Below are 20,207 nucleotides of genomic sequence, written 5' to 3'. Positions count from 1 at the left end.
ATCTTTGTTTTTATGTTTATTTATACTGAGCCTACTTTCTGTGGATAGATTGCTACAGCCCTTTATTTACGTAATGTACAGAGATTCAAAAGTCTGTGGTCATGTGTCCATGAGCGGCGTGGATAAGTGCTTTAAGCCTGTGGATTAAACAGACTGTTATCCACAGAGGGGTTTTCGCTCAGGTTTCAAGCCCTGTTATCAACCGGGCACAGCCGCGGTTATTCACAGGGCTTAATCCACAGAAATTGCTGCGCCAACGCAAATCGCGCCCACGGCGAGGCCACCAATGGCTGGGTCAGGAGTGCAAAAAGAGAGGAAATCGGCTGAAACAAGAGAAACAGACAGGCACGAATGGCCTGTCTGTGGACAACGAAGGTCTATTTACCGATACAGAAGCTGGAAAAGATCCGCCCCAGCAGGTCATCCGAGCTGAATGCCCCGGTGATCTCGCCCAATAGCTGCTGCGCCTGGCGTAAATCCTCAGCCAGCAGCTCACCGGCGCCTGCCAAGGTCAGCTGCGCCCGACCATGCTCCAAGGCCGCGCTGGCATGGCGCAGCGCCTCCAGGTGCCTGCGACGGGCGCTGAAGCTGCTTTCCGACGTCTGCTCATAGCCCATGCAGGCTTTGAGGTGTTCGCGCAGCAACTCCAGGCCATCCCCGGCCGGCTTGGCACTCAGGCTGATCGTGACGTGGCCATCCTCGCTGGTTTCCATGGCAATGGCTTCGCCGGTCAGGTCAGCCTTGTTGCGGATCAAGGTGACTTTGGCCGGGTCGGGCCGTTGCTCGAGGAATTCCGGCCATAGGGCGAAAGGGTCCACCGCCTCGGGCGCGGTGGCGTCTACCACCAGCAGCACGCGGTCGGCTTCGCCGATGGCCTTGAGGGCGCGTTCCACGCCGATCTTTTCCACCTGGTCGTCGGTGTCACGCAGCCCGGCCGTATCGACGACGTGCAGCGGCATGCCGTCGATGTGGATATGTTCGCGCAGGATATCCCGGGTGGTGCCGGCAATCTCGGTGACGATCGCTGCTTCACGGCCCGCCAGGGCATTGAGCAGGCTGGATTTGCCCGCATTGGGGCGCCCGGCAATCACCACGGTCATGCCGTCGCGCAACAACGCGCCCTGCCCGGCTTCGCGCAGTACTGTGGATAACTCGTCGCGGGCTTTATCCAGCATCGCCAACACATGGCCATCGGCGAGGAAGTCGATTTCTTCTTCCGGAAAATCAATCGCCGCCTCCACATAGATGCGCAGGCTGATCAGTTGCTCGGTCAAGTTATGCACGCGCAGGGAAAACGCGCCCTGCAGTGAGCGCAAGGCGTTGCGCGCCGCCTGTGCAGAACTGGCCTCGATCAAATCGGCAATGGCTTCGGCCTGGGCCAGGTCGAGTTTGTCGTTGAGGAATGCACGCTCGCTGAATTCTCCCGGCCGGGCCAGGCGACAGCCCAGTTGCAGGCAGCGCTGCAGCAGCATATCCAGCACGACGGGGCCGCCGTGGCCCTGCAATTCAAGGACATCTTCACCGGTAAAGGAATTCGGCCCCGGGAAATAGAGGGCCAGACCTTCGTCCAGCACCTGGTTATCCGCATCCAGAAACGCGCCGTAATGGGCGTAGCGCGGTTTCAACTCACGACCGCTGATGGCCTTGGCGGCCATGCCGGCGAGCGGCCCGGAAATTCGAACGATACCGACACCGCCGCGACCTTGGGCGGTAGCGACAGCAGCGATGGTTTCACGAGGAGCGCTCATCAGCAGGTTCCAGAACAAAAGTGACGGAAAGCAAAACGCCCCACTAGGGGGCGTCTTGAGTGGTTATCCACAGAGTAAGTTACGCCGCGGCTTTTTTGGTAGCCGCTTCGATCTTACGTGTGATGTACCACTGTTGAGAGATCGACAACACGTTGTTGACCACCCAGTACAGCACCAGACCAGCCGGGAACCACAGGAAGAAGAAGGTGAAGATGATTGGCATCATTTTCATTACCTTGGCCTGCATCGGATCCGGCGGAGTCGGGTTCAGGCGCTGCTGGATGAACATGGTCGCGCCCATGATGATCGGCAGGATAAAGAACGGGTCTTTGATCGACAGGTCAGTTATCCACAGCATGAACGGTGCCTGGCGCATTTCCACGCTTTCCAGGAGTACCCAGTACAGCGACAGGAATACCGGCATCTGCACCAGAATCGGCAAGCATCCACCCAGCGGGTTGATCTTCTCTTTCTTGTACAGCTCCATCATGGCCTGCGACATTTTCTGCCGATCGTCGCCATGTTGTTCTTTCAGCGCGGCCAGTTTCGGGGCCACGGCACGCATGCGCGCCATCGACTTGTAGCTGGCGGCCGACAGTGGGAAGAAGATCCCCTTGATCAGCATCGTCAGGAAGATGATCGAGAAGCCCCAGTTGCCGACGATGCTGTGGATATGTTGCAGCAGCCAGAAGATCGGCTGGGCAATGAACCACAGGATGCCGTAATCCACAGTCAGTTCCAGACCTGGGGATAACTCTTTGAGCACTGCCTGGCTTTTCGGGCCGGCGTACAGGGTCGCGCTGGTTTCAGCCTTGGCGCCTGGGGCAACGGTCAACGCCGGGCCAGTAAAGCCGATGATGTAGTTGCCCTGGCTGTCCTTGCGGGTCTGAACCAGGTTGGCTTCACCCTTGTTCGGGATCCACGCGGTCACGAAGTAGTGTTGCAACCAGGCAACCCAACCACCCTGCACGGTTTCTTTCAGCGCGCCCTTGTCGATATCTTTCATCGACACTTTTTTGTACGGCTCGTTACTTGTCCACAGGGCGGCGCCCAGGTAAGTCGCGGTGCCGGTGGCAGTGCTGGAAGAAGGATCGGAGCTGCCATCACGCTTGAGCTGGGCAAACAGGTTGCCGCTCCACGGTTTGTCGCTTTCGTTGTCGATCAGGTAAGTGACCTTCAAGTCGTACAAACCGCGGGTGAAGCTGAAGCGTTTGATGTAATTGACGCCGTCGAGGCTGAATTTCAGGTCGACGTTCAACTGGTTCTGGCCGTCAGCCAGTTGATAAGTCTTCTGTTCGGTCGAATAAACCGGACGACCGGTAGCACGCGCATCCGGACCGTTGGTGCCGGTCAGGCCGCTTTGTGCCAGATAAACGCGTTCGCCGCCGTTATCGAACAGCTGGAACGGAACATCCGGATGGTCTTGGCGACGTGGATACAGCGGCAGTTTCAGCTGCGCGATATCACCACCTTGTGGATCGATAGCCAGGTCGAGCACATCCGTTTTCACATGGATGAGGTCTTTATTGGTGACAACTGGCGTTTCTACAGGGGCGCTTGTCTCGCCATTCGCGCTGGGAACATCGGCACTCGCGGACGCATTGTTACCCAGCGGGGTGTCCGGAATAGCCGGCGCAGCCTGATTGGCAGCAACATTCTGAGTCGGCAGGGCAGCTTGGCCGTAGTCCTGGTTCCACTTAAGAACCATGACGTAGGACACGATTGCCAGGGCGACGATCAGGATCGTGCGTTTAATATCCATGATTACTCGGCCATCGAAGAAGAACGGGAGGTAGGGATAGGTGGAACCGGGTCATAACCACCGGGATTCCACGGATGACAGCGACCTAAACGACGAAAGGTCAGCCAGCCACCGCGCAGAAGACCATGATTTTCTATGGCCTCTAACGCGTAGCAGGAACAACTGGGGTAGAAACGACAGTGGTTGGCCATCAGAGGACTAATGGCATAGCGGTAAAACTGGATCGGAACGAGTGCCAGTTTACGCATCAAGGCTGTCTACCCCTACAGTTTCGGTGCTGACTGCTGGTGCTGGTTTGTTGGTACGCGCCAGACGTTTCCAGAGCTTGCCGAAATGCTGAATCAATTCGGGGTTTTCTACGTCCCCCAAGCCTTTGCGCGCGACGATAACAATATCCCAACCAACCAGAGTGTCCTGGTGGAGGCGAAACGATTCGCGCATCAGACGCTTGAGGCGATTGCGCTCAACGGAGAGCTTTACGCTCTTCTTGCCGATCACCAACCCGAGACGGGGGTGATCCAGATCGTTGTTACGCGCAAGGAGCAGGAGATTTTTCCCCGGAACCTTGCCGGTGGGGGAGTCAAAGACTGCCTTGAAGTGCCGGGGGGTAAGCAGACGCTTTTCCCGACTGAAGTCCTGACTCACCACCAGTACCGGATTATCAAACTGCCAGACGCGCACGACCTTTGGCGCGGCGACGCGACAGGACAGCACGGCCGTTCTTGGTAGCCATGCGAGCACGGAAGCCGTGGGTACGGGCGCGTTTGATGGTGCTTGGTTGGAAAGTACGTTTCATGGCGTTGTTACCTGGTTCGTCCACAACGGGCCGGAATGGCCCCCGTTTTAAGAGACCGGCGATTCTAGAGAAAGCAAGCCTCTAGGTCAATTTCCAACCAGCTTTTCCTTCAATTAGATCTTTACAGGCAATCCGCCCTTTTTTGTCCAGCGAGCTTCCAAGGGCAATGCCATAGATATAAAAATAAAGAAGGAAGTTATTTAAAGCTTTTCTGTAAAGCTTATAAAAGCTAGGCAGGCATTCCTCTGTGGATAACTACCTTTAGGCCTTATTCCACGTGATGTACAGAGAATGACAACACGGGGGAGAAACGGTGCTCTGCCTGTGCTGCGCTGTCGGATAAGCTGTGGGTGGAATGGGTTGTTATCCACAGGCCAGTTACCCACAGACTTTCGACCCCACTTGTGCAACGAGCTCAGGGGCGCTTATCCACAGAGCTTATGCACAGACCATTGGTCGCCTTTATTCACGTTAAGGCGTTGATTTTGGCTGGCCTGTGCGCAACCTACATGTGGATAAGTGGGCGGCCGACCGCTACAATGGCGGCTGTTTTTGCCTCACCGGCTTTCAACTTAGGGGATATCCGTGTCAGTGGAACTTTGGCAGCAGTGCGTAGAGCTTTTGCGCGATGAGCTGCCTGCCCAGCAATTCAACACCTGGATCCGTCCGCTACAGGTCGAAGCCGAAGGCGACGAGTTGCGCGTCTACGCACCCAACCGTTTTGTTCTCGACTGGGTCAACGAGAAGTACCTGAGCCGCGTTCTCGAATTGCTCGATGAACATGGCAACGGCCTCGCGCCCGTGCTCTCCTTATTAATAGGCAGCAAACGTAGCTCCGCGCCTCGCGCTGCGCCGAATGCGCCATTGGCGGCTGCCGCGTCGCAAGCCCAGGCGGTGACGGCTCCGGTCAACCACGCGCCGGCTCCCGCGCCGACGCCTTCGAAATCGTCGGCCCAGAAAAACGCGCCGGCCAATGAAGAGCCGTCCCGCGACAGCTTCGATCCGATGGCGGGTGCCAGTTCCCAGCAAGCACCGGTTCGCGCCGAGCAGCGCACCGTGCAGGTCGAAGGCGCGCTCAAGCACACCAGCTACCTGAACCGCACCTTTACCTTTGAGAACTTCGTCGAGGGTAAATCCAACCAGCTGGCCCGCGCGGCCGCCTGGCAAGTCGCCGACAACCCCAAGCACGGTTACAACCCGCTGTTCCTTTATGGTGGCGTTGGCCTGGGTAAGACGCACTTGATGCACGCGGTGGGTAACCATCTATTAAAGAAGAACCCGAATGCCAAGGTCGTGTACCTGCACTCGGAGCGCTTCGTGGCTGACATGGTCAAGGCCCTGCAGCTCAACGCTATCAACGAGTTCAAGCGGTTCTACCGTTCCGTGGATGCCTTGCTGATCGATGACATTCAATTCTTCGCGCGCAAGGAACGTTCCCAGGAAGAGTTTTTCCACACCTTCAACGCCCTGCTCGAAGGCGGCCAGCAGGTCATCTTGACCAGCGACCGCTACCCGAAGGAAATCGAAGGCCTGGAAGAACGCTTGAAGTCGCGCTTCGGCTGGGGCCTGACCGTGGCGGTCGAGCCACCGGAGCTGGAAACCCGCGTGGCGATCCTGATGAAAAAGGCCGATCAGGCCAAAGTCGATCTGCCCCACGACGCCGCGTTCTTCATCGCCCAACGCATTCGCTCCAACGTGCGTGAGCTGGAAGGCGCGCTCAAGCGGGTCATCGCGCACTCGCACTTCATGGGCCGCGACATCACCATCGAGCTGATTCGCGAATCCCTGAAAGACCTGCTGGCTCTGCAGGACAAACTGGTAAGTGTGGATAACATCCAACGCACCGTGGCCGAGTACTACAAGATCAAGATTTCCGATCTGCTGTCCAAGCGCCGTTCGCGCTCGGTGGCACGTCCGCGTCAGGTGGCCATGGCACTCTCCAAAGAGTTGACCAACCACAGCCTGCCGGAAATCGGCGATGTCTTCGGTGGTCGCGACCACACCACGGTCTTGCACGCATGCCGCAAGATCAACGAGCTTAAGGAATCCGACGCGGATATTCGCGAGGACTACAAGAACCTGCTGCGTACACTGACTACTTGATGACACCAGCGCAGCTTATTAAGGCAAGGGACTAGACCATGCACTTCACCATTCAACGCGAAGCCCTGTTGAAACCCCTGCAACTGGTCGCAGGCGTCGTCGAGCGCCGACAGACCTTGCCGGTGCTTTCCAACGTATTGCTGGTTGTCGAGGGCCAGCAATTGTCCTTGACCGGCACCGACCTGGAAGTCGAACTGGTGGGTCGCGTTCAGCTGGAAGAGCCCGCTGAACCTGGCGAGATCACCGTGCCCGCGCGCAAGCTGATGGATATCTGCAAAAGCTTGCCCAACGACGCGCTGATCGACATCAAGGTCGATGAGCAGAAGCTGGTGGTCAAGGCCGGCCGCAGTCGCTTCACCTTGTCGACGTTGCCGGCCAATGACTTCCCGACTGTGGAAGAAGGCCCGGGTTCGCTGACCTGCAGCCTGGAGCAAAGCAAACTGCGTCGTTTGATCGAGCGCACTAGCTTCGCCATGGCCCAGCAGGACGTGCGCTATTACCTCAACGGTATGTTGCTGGAAGTGTCGGAAGGCATTATTCGCGCCGTGGCCACCGACGGTCACCGCCTGGCCATGTGTTCGATGAAGGCCGATATCGGTCAGCCGGACCGTCATCAGGTGATCGTGCCGCGCAAAGGTATCCTTGAACTGGCGCGTCTGCTCACCGAGCCGGACGGTATTGTCAGCATCGTCCTGGGCCAGCATCACATCCGCGCCACCACCGGCGAGTTCACCTTCACCTCCAAGCTGGTTGACGGCAAGTTCCCGGATTACGAGCGTGTACTGCCCAAGGGTGGCGACAAGCTGGTGGTCGGTGATCGTCAGGCCCTGCGTGAGGCGTTCAGCCGTACTGCGATTCTGTCCAACGAAAAGTACCGGGGTATTCGCCTGCAATTGGCCAACGGCCAACTGAAGATCCAGGCCAACAACCCGGAACAGGAAGAAGCGGAAGAAGAAGTGGGCGTCGACTACAACGGCGGTTCGCTGGAAATCGGCTTCAACGTGAGCTACTTGCTCGACGTGCTGGGTGTGATGACCACCGAACAGGTTCGCCTGATTCTGTCCGACTCCAACAGCAGTGCGCTGGTGCAAGAATCCGACAACGATGACTCGGCTTACGTTGTTATGCCGATGCGTCTGTAATCATGCTCAGCAGAAGCTAGATGTCCCTCAGTCGCGTCTCGGTCACCGCGGTGCGCAATCTGCACCCGGTGACCTTCTCCCCCTCCCCCCGCATAAATATCCTCCATGGCGCCAACGGCAGTGGCAAAACCAGCGTGCTGGAAGCCATCCATTTGTTGGGGCTTGCCCGGTCTTTCCGCAGTGCCCGCCTGTTGCCGGTGATTCAGTACGAACAACTGGCGTGTACGGTGTTTGGCCAGGTCGAGTTGGCTGAAGGCGGCCATAGCAGCCTGGGGATATCCCGTGATCGCGGGGGCGAGTTTCAGATCCGCATCGACGGGCAAAATGCTCGCAGCGCGGCGCAGTTGGCGGAAATCCTGCCGCTGCAACTGATCAACCCCGACAGTTTCCGTTTGCTCGAAGGCGCGCCGAAAATCCGCCGGCAGTTCCTCGATTGGGGAGTGTTCCACGTGGAACCGCGCTTCATGGCCACTTGGCAGCGCCTGCAGAAGGCCTTGCGGCAGCGGAACTCATGGCTGCGGCATGGTACACTTGACGCCGCGTCGCAAGCAGCCTGGGACCGGGAACTGTGCCTGGCCAGCGACGAAATAGATGAATACCGCCGCGCCTATATCAAAGCCTTGAAACCAGTCTTTGAGCAGACCTTGAGTGAGCTGTTGGACCTCGAAGGGCTGACGCTGAGCTACTACCGCGGTTGGGACAAAGAGCGTGAACTGAGTGCAGTGCTCGCCACGTCCTTGCAGCGGGATCAGCAAATCGGCCACACCCAGGCCGGCCCCCAGCGCGCTGATTTGCGTCTTAGGTTAGGCGCACATAATGCCGCGGATATCTTGTCCCGCGGCCAGCAGAAGCTGGTGGTATGTGCATTGCGTATCGCCCAAGGGCATTTGGTTAGCCAGGCCCGGCGCGGTCAATGTATTTATCTGGTGGATGATTTGCCGTCAGAACTCGACGAGCAACACCGCCGAGCGTTATGCCGCTTGTTGGAAGACTTACGCTGCCAGGTGTTTATCACCTGTGTAGACCACGAATTATTGAGGGAAGGCTGGCAGACGGAAACGCCAGTCGCTTTGTTCCACGTGGAACAAGGCCGTATCACCCAGACCCACGACCATCGGGAGTGAAGGCATGAGCGAAGAAAACACGTACGACTCGACCAGCATTAAAGTGCTGAAAGGTTTGGATGCCGTACGCAAACGTCCCGGTATGTACATTGGCGACACCGATGATGGTAGCGGTCTGCACCACATGGTGTTCGAGGTGGTCGACAACTCCATCGACGAAGCTCTCGCCGGTCACTGCGACGACATCAGCATTATCATTCACCCGGATGAGTCCATCACCGTGCGCGACAACGGTCGTGGCATTCCGGTAGACGTGCATAAAGAAGAAGGCGTTTCGGCGGCAGAGGTCATCATGACCGTGCTCCACGCTGGCGGTAAGTTCGACGACAACTCGTACAAAGTATCCGGTGGTTTGCACGGCGTAGGTGTTTCCGTAGTAAACGCCCTCTCCGAACTGCTGGTGCTGACCGTGCGTCGCAGCGGCAAGATTTGGGAGCAGACCTACGTTCACGGTGTTCCGCAGGAACCGATGAAGGTTGTTGGCGAAAGCGAAACTACCGGTACCCAGATTCACTTCCGTCCTTCTGACGAAACCTTCAAGAACATCCACTTCAGCTGGGACATCCTGGCCAAGCGGATTCGTGAACTGTCCTTCCTCAACTCCGGTGTCGGCATCGTCCTCAAGGATGAGCGCAGCGGCAAGGAAGAGCTGTTCAAGTACGAAGGCGGCCTGCGTGCGTTCGTTGAATACCTGAACACCAACAAGACTCCGGTCAACCAGGTGTTCCACTTCAACGTCCAGCGTGAAGACGGCATCGGCGTGGAAATCGCCCTGCAGTGGAACGACAGCTTCAACGAGAACCTGTTGTGCTTCACCAACAACATTCCGCAGCGCGACGGCGGTACTCACCTGGTGGGTTTCCGTTCCGCACTGACGCGTAACCTGAACACCTACATCGAAGCCGAAGGCCTGGCCAAGAAGCACAAAGTTGCCACCACCGGTGACGATGCGCGTGAAGGTCTGACTGCGATTATTTCGGTGAAAGTACCGGACCCTAAGTTCAGCTCCCAGACCAAAGACAAGCTGGTGTCTTCCGAAGTGAAGACCGCCGTGGAACAGGAGATGGGCAAGTACTTCTCCGACTTCCTGCTGGAAAACCCGAACGAAGCCAAGCTGGTTGTCGGCAAGATGATCGACGCAGCGCGTGCCCGTGAAGCCGCGCGTAAAGCCCGTGAGATGACCCGCCGCAAAGGCGCGCTGGACATCGCCGGCCTGCCGGGCAAACTGGCTGACTGCCAGGAGAAGGACCCTGCCCTCTCCGAGCTGTACCTGGTGGAAGGTGACTCTGCTGGCGGTTCCGCCAAGCAGGGCCGTAACCGTCGCACCCAGGCCATCCTGCCGTTGAAGGGTAAGATCCTCAACGTCGAGAAAGCACGCTTCGACAAGATGATTTCCTCCCAGGAAGTCGGCACCTTGATCACGGCATTGGGCTGCGGTATCGGCCGCGACGAGTACAACATCGACAAGCTGCGCTATCACAACATCATCATCATGACCGATGCTGACGTCGACGGTTCGCACATCCGTACCCTGCTGCTGACCTTCTTCTTCCGTCAGTTGCCGGAGCTGATCGAGCGCGGCTACATCTACATCGCCCAGCCGCCGTTGTACAAAGTCAAAAAGGGCAAGCAAGAGCAATACATCAAAGACGACGACGCCATGGAAGAGTACATGACGCAGTCGGCCCTGGAAGACGCCAGCCTGCACTTGAACGAAGAAGCACCGGGCATTTCCGGTGAGGCGCTGGAGCGTCTGGTCAACGACTTCCGCATGGTCATGAAGACGCTCAAGCGTCTGTCGCGCCTGTACCCTCAGGAGCTGACCGAGCACTTCATCTACTTGCCGGCCGTTAGCCTGGAGCAGTTGGGCGATCACGCAGCGATGCAGGATTGGCTGGCCCAGTACGAAGTGCGTCTGCGCACCGTCGAGAAATCCGGCCTGGTGTACAAAGCCAGCCTGCGCGAAGACCGTGAACGTAACGTGTGGCTGCCCGAGGTCGAATTGATCTCCCACGGCCTGTCCAACTACGTCACCTTCAACCGCGACTTCTTCGGCAGCAACGACTACAAAACCGTGGTCACCCTGGGCGCACAACTGAGCACCCTGCTGGACGATGGCGCTTATATCCAACGTGGCGAACGCAAGAAGCAGGTCAGGGAATTCAAGGAAGCCCTTGACTGGCTGATGGCCGAAAGCACCAAGCGTCACACCATCCAGCGCTACAAAGGTCTGGGCGAGATGAACCCGGATCAACTGTGGGAAACCACCATGGACCCCGCTCAGCGCCGTATGCTGCGCGTGACCATCGAAGACGCCATCGGCGCAGATCAGATCTTCAACACCCTGATGGGTGATGCGGTCGAGCCTCGCCGTGACTTCATCGAGAGCAATGCTTTGGCGGTGTCTAACCTGGATTTCTGATCGGGTGTAGGAACTTACAAAAGCAGCTGAACTTCACACTATGCGCGCTACAAAAAAGGCCAACCCCTGCGGGTTGGCCTTTTTTTGCCCGTATGTCCAGGAACGCGCGAGAGCTCTGCCAATTGGATTCACAACGAGAGTTGCCGTAGTAGCGTAAAGGCCTGCTTCATTTGGTCTTCACTGACGACGAACGCACGTAGCTGCCCTGCCATGTCCAGACCTTTGGCTATCAGCCCCTGTGCCTCAAGGCTGATCTGCCATTGCAAGTCCTTGCGGCTGGTTTCTCCGGCCAGGTGCAGCGGCATTTCCGGAGTCTTGACCTTCACCAGCATCGCCGGGAACTTAACTTCCTCATTCCCACCCAGCACATTACGCGCCAGGGTCATGGCGCTTACCTGAATAGGTTGCAGAAACGGCAGTAGCTTGCCCTGGATTTGCGCGCAATCGCCAACGGCGAATATGCGTGGGTCAGAGGTACACATGCGTTCATCAACTTCAATGCCACGGTCCACTCGTAAGCCAGCCTGTGTGGCTAACGTCGTATCGGGTTTCAACCCAATTGAGGCAACGATCACATCGGCGCTGATGTGTCGGCCGTTGGACAACGTCGCCAACAGGCCATCGTTTCTCTTTTCAATGGATACCAACGCCTGGTTAAACAGCATTTCCACACCCATCTGGCATAACCGGTGCTGCAGGCGGCTGCTCACCTCAACAGGAAGCAACGATGCGAGCAGGCTGCAGGACTTGTCCATCAGCACCACCTGCTTTCCGGCACGATTGATGTCCATGGCCAGTTCACTGCCAATCAAGCCGGCCCCGAGGATCAGTACGCGCTGTGCAGCCCGCAGTGCATGTTGTGCATGACGGTATTCCTGCTGACTGTTCAGAGTCACCATCCACTCCCGCCCGGGAATCGGCGGAACCATGGCTTGCGCCCCCGTGGCGAGAATCAGTTGGTCGTAGCTGAATGCCTCATTACCGGCGCTAACACGCTGGTTTTCGCGATCAATCGCAGTGAGCTGGCAGCACGAGTTCAGGGTCAACCGATACATCTCGGCAAACTCTGCCGCAGGCTGGCGAGTCATGTCGTCGGCAGTCTGATTGAGACTGACGACGTGACTCAGGTCGGGCTTGTTGTACTCATCGCAACTGTCTGCAGCGATCAATCGAATGGGCACCGCTGCATCGAGCCGGCGCAAGTTCTTGACCACCTGACGAGCCGCGAAGCCGGAGCCCACAATGACGATTTCCCGGTTCATGTCGCCTCCGAAGGCAGCTCATCGAATACCGATTTACCCATTGAACATTCAGGGCACAGGAAGTAATCAGGCACATCACACCAAGCAGTACCGGCCTGCACATCCTGCATCGGCTCGCCGATCGCGGGGTCGTAAATCCATTGGCAAACACTGCAGCGCTTGCGCAGGCTGTTGTCCGCGATGGGGTCTGCCTGGGCAGTTGCGGTGGCTGCAGCGGGTGCGACATGTGCAGCCGTCGATGGATGCAGCGCCCATTGCCGAGCGATTTCGCGGCCATGAGCCCGGCAAACCTCAAGCGCGTCACCGTCCGGCCGCCACTTGGCTTTGAGCGCCAATGTGGTTTCAAAACCAGCGTCCATCAAGCGTGTCTGGATACGGTCTACCGCCCCGCCATTCCAGCCGTAACTGCCAAACGCCGAAGCCTTTTTGTCACGAAAACGCAGCCCGGTTATTTCCTCCAGCAGTGCGGCGACTTTCGGCATCATCACGTTGTTCATGGTGGACGAGCCCACCAAAACGCCTTTTGAGCGGAACACGTTGGTCAGAATCTCATTCTTGTCGTGGCGCGCGACGTTGAAAATCTTCACCGCCACACCTGGATCGACTTCGTGAATACCCTGTGCGATGGCATCGGCCATCATGCGGGTGTTGTTCGACATGGTGTCGTAGAACAGGGTGATGCGATCCTCCTGATAGTCCGCCGCCCATTCCAGATAGCGGTGCACGATCTGCGTCGGATTATCCCGCCACACCACGCCATGAGCGGTGGCAATCATATCGACCGGCAGGTTGAAACCGAGGATCTCGGTAATCTTGGCAATGACCAGGCGACTGAATGGGGTGAGGATATTGGCGTAGTAGCGTTGGCACTGTTCGAACAGTTCGTTTTGATCCACTTCATCATTAAACAGGTGTTCGTCGCAGTAATGCTGGCCAAAGGCGTCGTTACTGAACAGAACGGCATCGCCGGTCATGTACGTCATCATGCTGTCCGGCCAATGCAGCATCGGGGTTTCCACGAAAACCAGCTGTTTGCCATTGCCGACATCCAGGGTGTCGCCGGTATGGACGACGTGGAAATTCCACTCGGGATGATGGTGATGACCATTGATCGAGTCCACGCCATTGGCGGTGCAATAGATCGGCGTATTCGGGATCAGCGACATCAACTCTGTCAGCGCTCCTGCATGGTCCTCTTCCGCATGGTTGATGACGATACAGTCCAGCGTGTTCAGGTCGATTTCCATCGCCAGGTTCTGTATGAATTCCCGACTGAACCTGTGATCAACCGTATCAATCAGTACGGTCTTTTCTTCACGGATCAGGTAGCTGTTATAGCTGCTACCTTTGTGGCATTTGTATTCTGTGCCATGAAAGTCCCGCACTTCCCAATCGCGCTGACCGACCCAATGGATGTTGTTTTTGACGTGAATTGACATGACCTACCTCGGTATAGAAATGATGTTCTACACCGAAGATGGCAACCTTCGTGCCACATAATAATTCATTGATTTTAAAGGAAAAATAAAACAGTGATTGTCAATATGACATTGCCCGACTATTGTCTTTATGACTAATTCATTGTCAAAGTGACAAACCATGAGTCTCTCCGTTGAATCCCTGGCACGCATCGCTATTGAGCTGCAAAGCGGCATTTCCCATCAGGACCGCTTTCAACGTCTGATCAATACCCTGCGCCAATTGCTCGGTTGCGACGCCTCTGCTTTGTTACGTTATGAACAGCGACTGTTCCGTCCGCTGGCGATCGATGGCCTGGCACCGGATGTTCTGGGGCGCCGCTTCAGCCTTGATGCCCATCCGCGTCTGGAAGCCATCGCTCGCGCCGGTGACGTGGTGCGCTTTCCGGCAGAGAGTCATTTGCCTGATCCCTATGACGGCCTGATCCCGAGCCGGCAGGACCTCAAAGTGCATGCCTGCATCGGGTTACCGTTGTTCGCGGACCAGACGCTGATTGGTGCGCTGACGATCGATGGCATGGACCCGGCACAGTTTGATCACTTCAGCGACGAAGAGCTGCGACTGGTGGGCGCCCTCGCTTCTGCTGCCTTGACCAATGCGTTGCTGGTCGAGCAACTGGAAAGTCAGACCATTACGCCTCTCTCCATCAGTCATGTCCCGGCGGGCAAACCCGGCACCGAAATGGTCGGGCTCAGCGAGGTCATGCAACAGTTGAAACGAGAGATCGAAATGGTGGCAGGTTCCGACCTGAACGTTTTGATCACTGGAGAAACCGGGGTCGGCAAGGAACTGGTCGCCAAGGCGATACATGAAGGTTCATCACGCGCCAGTCACCCTGTGGTCTATCTAAACTGCGCTGCGCTGCCGGAGTCAGTGGCTGAGAGTGAGTTGTTCGGCCATGTCAAAGGTGCCTTCACCGGGGCGATCCATCATCGCACCGGCAAGTTCGAAATGGCCGATAACGGCACACTGTTCCTCGACGAAATCGGTGAACTGTCGCTGAGCCTGCAAGCAAAACTGCTGCGGGTATTGCAATACGGCGACCTGCAACGGGTCGGTGACGATACCGTCTTGCGGGTCAACGTAAGGGTGCTTGCCGCGACCAATCGTGACCTGAAGCAGGAGGTGCTGAACAATCGCTTCCGGGTCGACCTGTTCCACCGTTTAAGCGTGTTCCCTGTGCATGTGCCACCACTGCGTGAGCGTGGGCAGGACATCACATTGCTAGCGGGTTTTTTCTGCGAGCAGAGCCGGGTACGCATGGGATTGCAACGGGTGGCGTTGGCTGCCGGTTGCCTGTCGTTGCTCAAGCAGTACTCGTGGCCAGGAAACGTTCGCGAACTGGAGCATGCTGTTTATCGAGCGACAATCCTTGCTCGTGCGACCCAGCAAAGTGAAGAGCTGCTGCTGGAAGCACAACATTTCAATCAAGTCCCCGAACAGCTGGCGATACTGCCTGTTGCTGTGGATGTTCCTTCCAGCAGCGTTGGCCAATGCCTACGGGACGCGACGGATAGCTTCCAGCGTCAGCTGATTGAAAGCACGCTGAAAAATTGCGCAGATAACTGGTCTGCCTGTGCGCGAATGCTCGATATGGATGTGGCCAACCTGCACCGACTGGCGAAACGGCTCGGTTTGAAATAACACTCGCGGCCGATCAGGGCTCAATGCAGGTCATTCATGCTGACCCACATGTCGCCCTCGCCGCCAAGCGGTCCAGCATAAAACGCTATCGGATCTCGGGGGGAAGGCCGGCGCCCAACGGTTGGGACGGCGGTTTCTGAATCTGCAGATGTAGAGAAGAAAACCCGCCGGCAGGGAAAAACGCGTTCACTGGTTCTTTATCCGGCGCCAGCGTAATCCGGCTGGTGCGTCCAAGCAGTTCTTCCATCACGATCCGTAGCTCCAGTCTGGCAAGCGGCGCACCGGGGCAGACATGAATGCCGGCGCCATAGAGCAGGTTCAGCTCGGGATCGCGATCGAGGCGCAATTCATCGGGATCTCCAAAGACCGCTTCGTCCCGATTGGCGGACGCCCAGTTGAGGGCAATACGCGAACCCTTCGCCAGCGTGCGCCCACCCAGCGTGACCTCTTTCGTAGTCACCCGACGGTTCATGATCAGTGGTGCATGAATACGCAGTATTTCATCAATGGCGACAGGTAACAGCGCGGGTTGTTCGCGCAATCGCTGCTGCCACCCGAAGTTGGTCGCCAGATAGTGCGCCAGAATGCCGACCGAGGCGGAAATGGTTCCGAGTTCGCCGACCGTCCAGTTACGTAGAATGCTGACGATCTCGTCGTCCGTCAGGGGCCTTCCCAAGGACTGGTCGCGTAGCAAGAGGGTCGTGATGTCATGCGACGCAGCAGCGCCAGCGGTACGGCGCACGTCCAGCAGATCCTTGATGTAACCGTCAAACTCAAGGGCCACGGCACTCAGGGCCGCCTCGTCTCTGGACAGCGTGGCCGAGTGATTCTTCAGCGTCCACAGGCGCAGCGGTTCATGAAAATCCGCCGGCCAACCCAGCCAGGCACACTGGATCTGCAACGCAAAGATCTGGGCAAATTCGCCGATCAGTTCTGCACGGCCTTCATCCGGTAATGCCTGCACCAGACGAACCGCTATGTCACGGCACGTCGGCGCAAAGGCATCCATATGCTCCGGGCTGAAATAACGCTCGATGAGGTTCCGGTACGCCGTATGTTCGGGCGGATCCATTCCGTTGGGGACCGCGGGGAAACGCGAGACGGCATTGCTGAAGGTTTCATGATCGTTAAGTACGCGCAGCACATCCGCATGCCTGAATAACGACGTATAGCCATATTGACTGTGTGCGACCGGGCAACGGTGGCGCATGTCGTCATAGGCTGTCGTCTGATCCTTTAATACGGCTTCAGACCTGGGATCCCAATCCGGTAGCGATTTCTTGTCCATCGTTTACTCCATAAACCCGTCCCGCTGAGAACCCGGAAACAAGGAAGCAAGGTTTGTCGGCCTACTTGTACTCGGTCGGGACATGTAGGAAATACCCGCTAGACTGAAACCATGCACGACGTCCCTACGTCGGCATCACTTGGGTGAAGTCTGTACGGGCCTATAGGGAAGATCGGGCTATTAGCTAGCCAGGGGGTTGTGATGAGTAAGCTTCAGCAGTGGGTAAACTCGCAGGGCAGCACTGCGCTGTGGGTGGTGTTCTGGCTCTATGGGGTAGTGCTCAGCAATGTACTGTTTGGCCTGATTCTGGTCGCCTTCAACAAAGTTGCACCCTCCCTGTTTGGTCTAATGCTGCTGGGTTTTGTGGCCTACACCGCGTGCATGCTCAATGCGGTATGGCGCAATGCGGATAATGTCAGTGACCCCCTCTACGGTCAGATCGCTCGTTTCCTCACGGTGGCCTGGTCGATCAACGCGGTATTGGTTTCGGGCTTTCTCTTCCTGGGCCATCTGAATGCCGTTGCCCTCCCCCTGCCGCTGCCTTTTTGATTCCAGATAACCAGGGCGCTCAATGTGGGGTTTGAACGTTAGAGCCCAGGTCATTGCGCCGTTGCGATTATCGCGCCAATTGATTGTCTGCATAGTTGATCAATATCAATTCCATTATTTCTGTCGATCGCCATCACCGTTTCAACGCTATCTCAAGTGCAATAACTCGATCTTCGCTCGTGACGCATAGCGGCTCTGTAGAACGTTGAGCGCTGTTCAACCCCTCCCTTCAAGAAATTGCCTCAACCGGCGATAGGAAGTCATATTGACTATTTCTTTGTCATTATGACCTTTTTCGAGTTAGGTCATAATGACAGTGTTGTTATTTAACTAGTTGATATTAAACAATAAAATTGTTGGCCCGGTTTGTGTATTAGGTAATGAACTTAACGCAAACCCCAAAGGGACAATCTCATGACTCGTACCATCGCGCTCAGTTTCACCCTGTGTACACTGCTGTCTCCGCTATGCCAGGCAGACCAGATAATCCGTGTAGTCCCCGACACAACCGCCGGCAAGGGGGTCGGCGTTTTGACCGGAATGATGGTTGGCGCGGTAGGTGGCCCGATTGGAGCATTAGTCGGCGCAGCTGGCGGTTTTTTTGCCGGCAGCGCGGTGCAAGGAGGCATTGGCAAGTCTGAAACCGCTTATGAAGTGAAAAACGCGCAAGGCGAGATTAGTACGGTGCGCTCACCCAATGGGCGTTTTGAAGTCGGGCAACAGGTCACGCGTAAAGGTGTGCGACTGGTGGCATCTGAGGAGTAAGAGGCTCCCGTCTGCGTCTTCCCAAGCATTCCAGGCCCTCCGTGGAGTTGCACACATAGATGGTTCGGCTAATCCTCACCGATTAGCTGAACATCACGAAAAGAACCCGCCAAATCGCGGGCTTTTTTTGCATTCGATCCGGGTTTTTATTACGTGACCTTCCCCACTCCAATCTGCCTGATTGGGGTGTTTTTCTGGATTATTCATCCAGTCATCCACGGTTTATCGCCGCGTTGAAGCGGCCTAATCTCAATTCTCCAACGATTCGTGAAGGAGATTCCCCATGGCAGACCATTCCATTAAAGGCAAAGTCGTTCTCATCGCGGGTGGCGCGAAGAACCTTGGCGGTCTCATCGCCCGTGATATGGCCGCACAGGGTGCCAAGGCTGTTGCGATCCATTACAACAGCGCCGCGTCCAAGGTTGATGCCGATGCCACGGTTGCCGCCGTTCAGGCCAGCGGCGCACAGGCCGTCGCGCTGCAGGGGGATCTGACGACGGCCGGCGCCATCGAGAAGTTGTTCGCCGATACCATCGCCGCGGTCGGCAAACCCGACATCGCCATCAACACCGTTGGCAAGGTGCTCAAAAAGCCGATGGCCGAGGTGAGTGAAGCCGAATACGACGAGATGAGCGCGGTCAACTCCAAGACCGCTTTCTTCTTCCTCAAGGAGGCGGGCAAGCACCTCAACGACCATGGCAAGATCTGCACGATAGTGACGTCGCTGCTGGGCGCCTTCACGCCGTTCTATGCCGCTTATGCCGGCACCAAGGCGCCGGTCGAACACTACACCCGAGCGGCCTCCAAGGAGTTGGGCGCCCGCGGCATTTCGGTGACAGCGGTCGGTCCGGGGCCGATGGATACGCCGTTCTTCTACCCGGCCGAAGGCGCCGACGCGGTGGCCTATCACAAGACCGCCGCCGCGCTCTCGGCGTTCAGCAAAACAGGCCTGACCGACATCGAGGACGTGGTGCCTTTCATTCGCCATCTGGTCAGTGACGGCTGGTGGATCACCGGCCAGACCATTCTCATCAATGGCGGGTACACCACCAAGTAAAACCATTATCCGCAGTGGGATCTTCGTCGCCATCCGCTGCTGGGGCGCCGTACAATCGACGCAGAGCAGGCGCCCCTGGGCAGGCTGACGTCGGGACCATCGGCAGGGCAGATCATGGACAGATTCGACCAGTACCGCGTATTCGCCAAAGTGGCCGAGATGGGCAGCTTCATCAAAGCTGCCAACGCGCTGGAGATGCCACGAGCGTCGGTGTCTGCGGCCATCCAGCAGTTAGAGGCTCAACTGGGCGTGCGCCTGCTGCATCGCACGACGCGGCAGGTACGGCTGACACCCGATGGGGAGCAATTGCTCAGCCGTGTGCGCCCGGTGTTGTGCAACGTCGAAGACATCGACCAGTTATTCCAGGCCAGCCAGCGGCAAGTTTCCGGCCGGCTGATCATCGATGTGCCCAGCCGCATTGCCCGCCGCGTCATTGCGCCAGCGCTGCCCGGCCTGTTGCGTTGTCACCCCCTGCTTCAATTGATTTTGGGTTCGACCGACCGGGCCATCGATCTGGTGCAGGAAGGTGTGGACTGCGCGGTGCGCGTTGGCGCGCTGCATGACAGCAGTCTTGTGGTGCGGCCGCTGGGTCAGATTGCCTTGATCAATTGTGCGAGCCCGGCCTATCTGCTTGAGCATGGAGAGCCTCAGCAGCCTGCGCAGCTACTCGACGGACATTGGACCATCGGCTATGCGTCGCCGAAGTCGGGCAAGGAACTGCCTTGGGAATACCTGTCCGGCGACGGCAGCGTGCAGCGGTTCGACGTGCCGAGCCGGGTGATCGTGAACAATGCCGAAAGCTATATCGCTTGCTGCCTTGCAGGGTTGGGGTTGATCCAGATCCCGCGCTTTGACGTCCAACACCTGCTGGACTCACGACAACTGGTGGAGGTCATGTCGAGTTACTGTGCCGCTTCGATGCCGGTATCCCTGCTCTACCCGCACCGCCGGCAGCGTTCGCAGCGACTGGATGTGTTCCACGAGTGGTTCGAGGCATTGATGCGGCCGTATTTGGATAGCCGCCACGTCCCTCTGCATCAATAAAGCCAAATGCTCCACGTGGAAC

Annotated in this window: 17 protein-coding genes; 9 read left to right on the top strand and 8 right to left on the bottom strand. The window is 57.3% G+C overall.

Going from position 1 to position 20,207, the window contains the following annotated elements; genetic code table 11:
• Nucleotides 1-377: 377 nt before the first annotated feature.
• From mnmE to rpmH, 5 genes are all read right to left on the bottom strand, one after another.
• Nucleotides 378-1,748, bottom strand: coding sequence for a tRNA uridine-5-carboxymethylaminomethyl(34) synthesis GTPase MnmE (mnmE, locus tag C5F70_RS24600; protein ID WP_104904204.1), 1,371 nt, complete (start codon nt 1,746-1,748; stop codon nt 378-380).
• A gap of 79 nt (nt 1,749-1,827) precedes the next feature.
• Nucleotides 1,828-3,510, bottom strand: a complete 1,683-nt coding sequence (yidC, locus tag C5F70_RS24595) for a membrane protein insertase YidC (protein ID WP_017848942.1) — start codon at nt 3,508-3,510, stop codon at nt 1,828-1,830.
• 2 nt (nt 3,511-3,512) lie between these two features.
• Nucleotides 3,513-3,758, bottom strand: coding sequence for a membrane protein insertion efficiency factor YidD (gene yidD / locus C5F70_RS24590; protein ID WP_003213574.1), 246 nt, complete (start codon nt 3,756-3,758; stop codon nt 3,513-3,515).
• Nucleotides 3,751-4,155 (bottom strand): ribonuclease P protein component, encoded by a 405-nt coding sequence (gene rnpA, locus C5F70_RS24585; protein ID WP_010565857.1) that lies wholly within the window; start codon nt 4,153-4,155, stop codon nt 3,751-3,753. The genes yidD and rnpA overlap by 8 nt, the downstream gene beginning before the upstream one ends.
• Before the next feature lie 16 nt (nt 4,156-4,171).
• Nucleotides 4,172-4,306 (bottom strand): 50S ribosomal protein L34, encoded by a 135-nt coding sequence (gene rpmH, locus C5F70_RS24580; RefSeq protein WP_003213577.1) that lies wholly within the window; start codon nt 4,304-4,306, stop codon nt 4,172-4,174.
• A 585-nt stretch (nt 4,307-4,891) separates the two neighbouring features.
• Here rpmH and dnaA point away from each other — a divergent pair.
• Genes dnaA through gyrB form a run of 4 tightly spaced genes read left to right on the top strand, consistent with a single transcriptional unit; the run spans nt 4,892 to nt 11,097 of the window.
• The gene (gene dnaA / locus C5F70_RS24575; protein WP_026140277.1) at nt 4,892-6,409 is read left to right on the top strand and encodes a chromosomal replication initiator protein DnaA; all 1,518 of its coding nucleotides are present in this window, start codon (nt 4,892-4,894) and stop codon (nt 6,407-6,409) included.
• 38 nt (nt 6,410-6,447) lie between these two features.
• Nucleotides 6,448-7,551, top strand: a complete 1,104-nt coding sequence (gene dnaN / locus C5F70_RS24570) for a DNA polymerase III subunit beta (RefSeq protein WP_017848945.1) — start codon at nt 6,448-6,450, stop codon at nt 7,549-7,551.
• A 20-nt stretch (nt 7,552-7,571) separates the two neighbouring features.
• A complete protein-coding gene (gene recF, locus C5F70_RS24565; RefSeq protein WP_010565854.1) occupies nt 7,572-8,675 on the top strand; it encodes a DNA replication/repair protein RecF in 1,104 nt (367 codons plus the stop codon).
• A gap of 4 nt (nt 8,676-8,679) precedes the next feature.
• A complete protein-coding gene (gyrB, locus tag C5F70_RS24560; protein WP_017848946.1) occupies nt 8,680-11,097 on the top strand; it encodes a DNA topoisomerase (ATP-hydrolyzing) subunit B in 2,418 nt (805 codons plus the stop codon).
• Nucleotides 11,098-11,225: 128 nt separating this feature from the next.
• Here gyrB and norW read toward each other — a convergent pair whose 3' ends face one another.
• Both norW and norV read right to left on the bottom strand, forming a co-directional pair.
• On the bottom strand, nt 11,226-12,359 hold the full coding sequence (norW, locus tag C5F70_RS24555; RefSeq protein WP_017848947.1) for an NADH:flavorubredoxin reductase NorW: 1,134 nt from the start codon (nt 12,357-12,359) through the stop codon (nt 11,226-11,228).
• Nucleotides 12,356-13,798 (bottom strand): anaerobic nitric oxide reductase flavorubredoxin, encoded by a 1,443-nt coding sequence (gene norV / locus C5F70_RS24550; protein ID WP_104904203.1) that lies wholly within the window; start codon nt 13,796-13,798, stop codon nt 12,356-12,358. The genes norW and norV overlap by 4 nt, the downstream gene beginning before the upstream one ends.
• 160 nt (nt 13,799-13,958) lie before the next feature.
• Here norV and norR point away from each other — a divergent pair, with 160 nt between their 5' ends.
• Nucleotides 13,959-15,482, top strand: a complete 1,524-nt coding sequence (gene norR / locus C5F70_RS24545; RefSeq protein ID WP_046381570.1) for a nitric oxide reductase transcriptional regulator NorR — start codon at nt 13,959-13,961, stop codon at nt 15,480-15,482.
• An 85-nt stretch (nt 15,483-15,567) separates the two neighbouring features.
• Here the strand turns inward: norR and C5F70_RS24540 are convergent, their stop codons facing one another.
• Nucleotides 15,568-16,770, bottom strand: coding sequence for a cytochrome P450 (locus C5F70_RS24540; RefSeq protein WP_057004921.1), 1,203 nt, complete (start codon nt 16,768-16,770; stop codon nt 15,568-15,570).
• A gap of 201 nt (nt 16,771-16,971) precedes the next feature.
• Here C5F70_RS24540 and C5F70_RS24535 point away from each other — a divergent pair, with 201 nt between their 5' ends.
• The 4 genes from C5F70_RS24535 (at nt 16,972) to C5F70_RS24520 (ending at nt 20,185) form a co-directional block, all read left to right on the top strand.
• On the top strand, nt 16,972-17,319 hold the full coding sequence (locus tag C5F70_RS24535) for a hypothetical protein (protein WP_017848951.1): 348 nt from the start codon (nt 16,972-16,974) through the stop codon (nt 17,317-17,319).
• A 414-nt stretch (nt 17,320-17,733) separates the two neighbouring features.
• Nucleotides 17,734-18,084 (top strand): hypothetical protein, encoded by a 351-nt coding sequence (locus tag C5F70_RS24530; RefSeq protein ID WP_046381569.1) that lies wholly within the window; start codon nt 17,734-17,736, stop codon nt 18,082-18,084.
• 283 nt (nt 18,085-18,367) lie between these two features.
• Nucleotides 18,368-19,141, top strand: a complete 774-nt coding sequence (locus C5F70_RS24525; protein ID WP_104904202.1) for an SDR family oxidoreductase — start codon at nt 18,368-18,370, stop codon at nt 19,139-19,141.
• A 114-nt stretch (nt 19,142-19,255) separates the two neighbouring features.
• Complete coding sequence (locus C5F70_RS24520; RefSeq protein WP_017848954.1) at nt 19,256-20,185, top strand: LysR family transcriptional regulator; 930 nt, start codon at nt 19,256-19,258, stop codon at nt 20,183-20,185.
• Nucleotides 20,186-20,207: the final 22 nt, after the last annotated feature.

The organism is Pseudomonas sp. LH1G9 (genome assembly GCF_002949975.1).
GTDB lineage: Bacteria > Pseudomonadota > Gammaproteobacteria > Pseudomonadales > Pseudomonadaceae > Aquipseudomonas > Aquipseudomonas veronii.
This window is presented reverse-complemented; position numbering and strand designations above follow the sequence as displayed.

Bases quoted from the DNA above. Each gene is read 5' to 3' on its own strand.
- mnmE (WP_104904204.1), bottom strand. From the start codon at position 1,748: ATGAGCGCTCCTCGTGAAACCATCGCTGCTGTCGCTACCGCCCAAGGT.
- yidC (WP_017848942.1), bottom strand. From the start codon at position 3,510: ATGGATATTAAACGCACGATCCTGATCGTCGCCCTGGCAATCGTGTCC.
- yidD (WP_003213574.1), bottom strand. From the start codon at position 3,758: ATGCGTAAACTGGCACTCGTTCCGATCCAGTTTTACCGCTATGCCATT.
- rpmH (WP_003213577.1), bottom strand. From the start codon at position 4,306: ATGAAACGTACTTTCCAACCAAGCACCATCAAACGCGCCCGTACCCAC.
- dnaN (WP_017848945.1), top strand. From the start codon at position 6,448: ATGCACTTCACCATTCAACGCGAAGCCCTGTTGAAACCCCTGCAACTG.
- recF (WP_010565854.1), top strand. From the start codon at position 7,572: ATGTCCCTCAGTCGCGTCTCGGTCACCGCGGTGCGCAATCTGCACCCG.
- gyrB (WP_017848946.1), top strand. From the start codon at position 8,680: ATGAGCGAAGAAAACACGTACGACTCGACCAGCATTAAAGTGCTGAAA.
- norW (WP_017848947.1), bottom strand. From the start codon at position 12,359: ATGAACCGGGAAATCGTCATTGTGGGCTCCGGCTTCGCGGCTCGTCAG.
- norV (WP_104904203.1), bottom strand. From the start codon at position 13,798: ATGTCAATTCACGTCAAAAACAACATCCATTGGGTCGGTCAGCGCGAT.
- norR (WP_046381570.1), top strand. From the start codon at position 13,959: ATGAGTCTCTCCGTTGAATCCCTGGCACGCATCGCTATTGAGCTGCAA.
- C5F70_RS24540 (WP_057004921.1), bottom strand. From the start codon at position 16,770: ATGGACAAGAAATCGCTACCGGATTGGGATCCCAGGTCTGAAGCCGTA.
- C5F70_RS24535 (WP_017848951.1), top strand. From the start codon at position 16,972: ATGAGTAAGCTTCAGCAGTGGGTAAACTCGCAGGGCAGCACTGCGCTG.
- C5F70_RS24530 (WP_046381569.1), top strand. From the start codon at position 17,734: ATGACTCGTACCATCGCGCTCAGTTTCACCCTGTGTACACTGCTGTCT.
- C5F70_RS24525 (WP_104904202.1), top strand. From the start codon at position 18,368: ATGGCAGACCATTCCATTAAAGGCAAAGTCGTTCTCATCGCGGGTGGC.
- C5F70_RS24520 (WP_017848954.1), top strand. From the start codon at position 19,256: ATGGACAGATTCGACCAGTACCGCGTATTCGCCAAAGTGGCCGAGATG.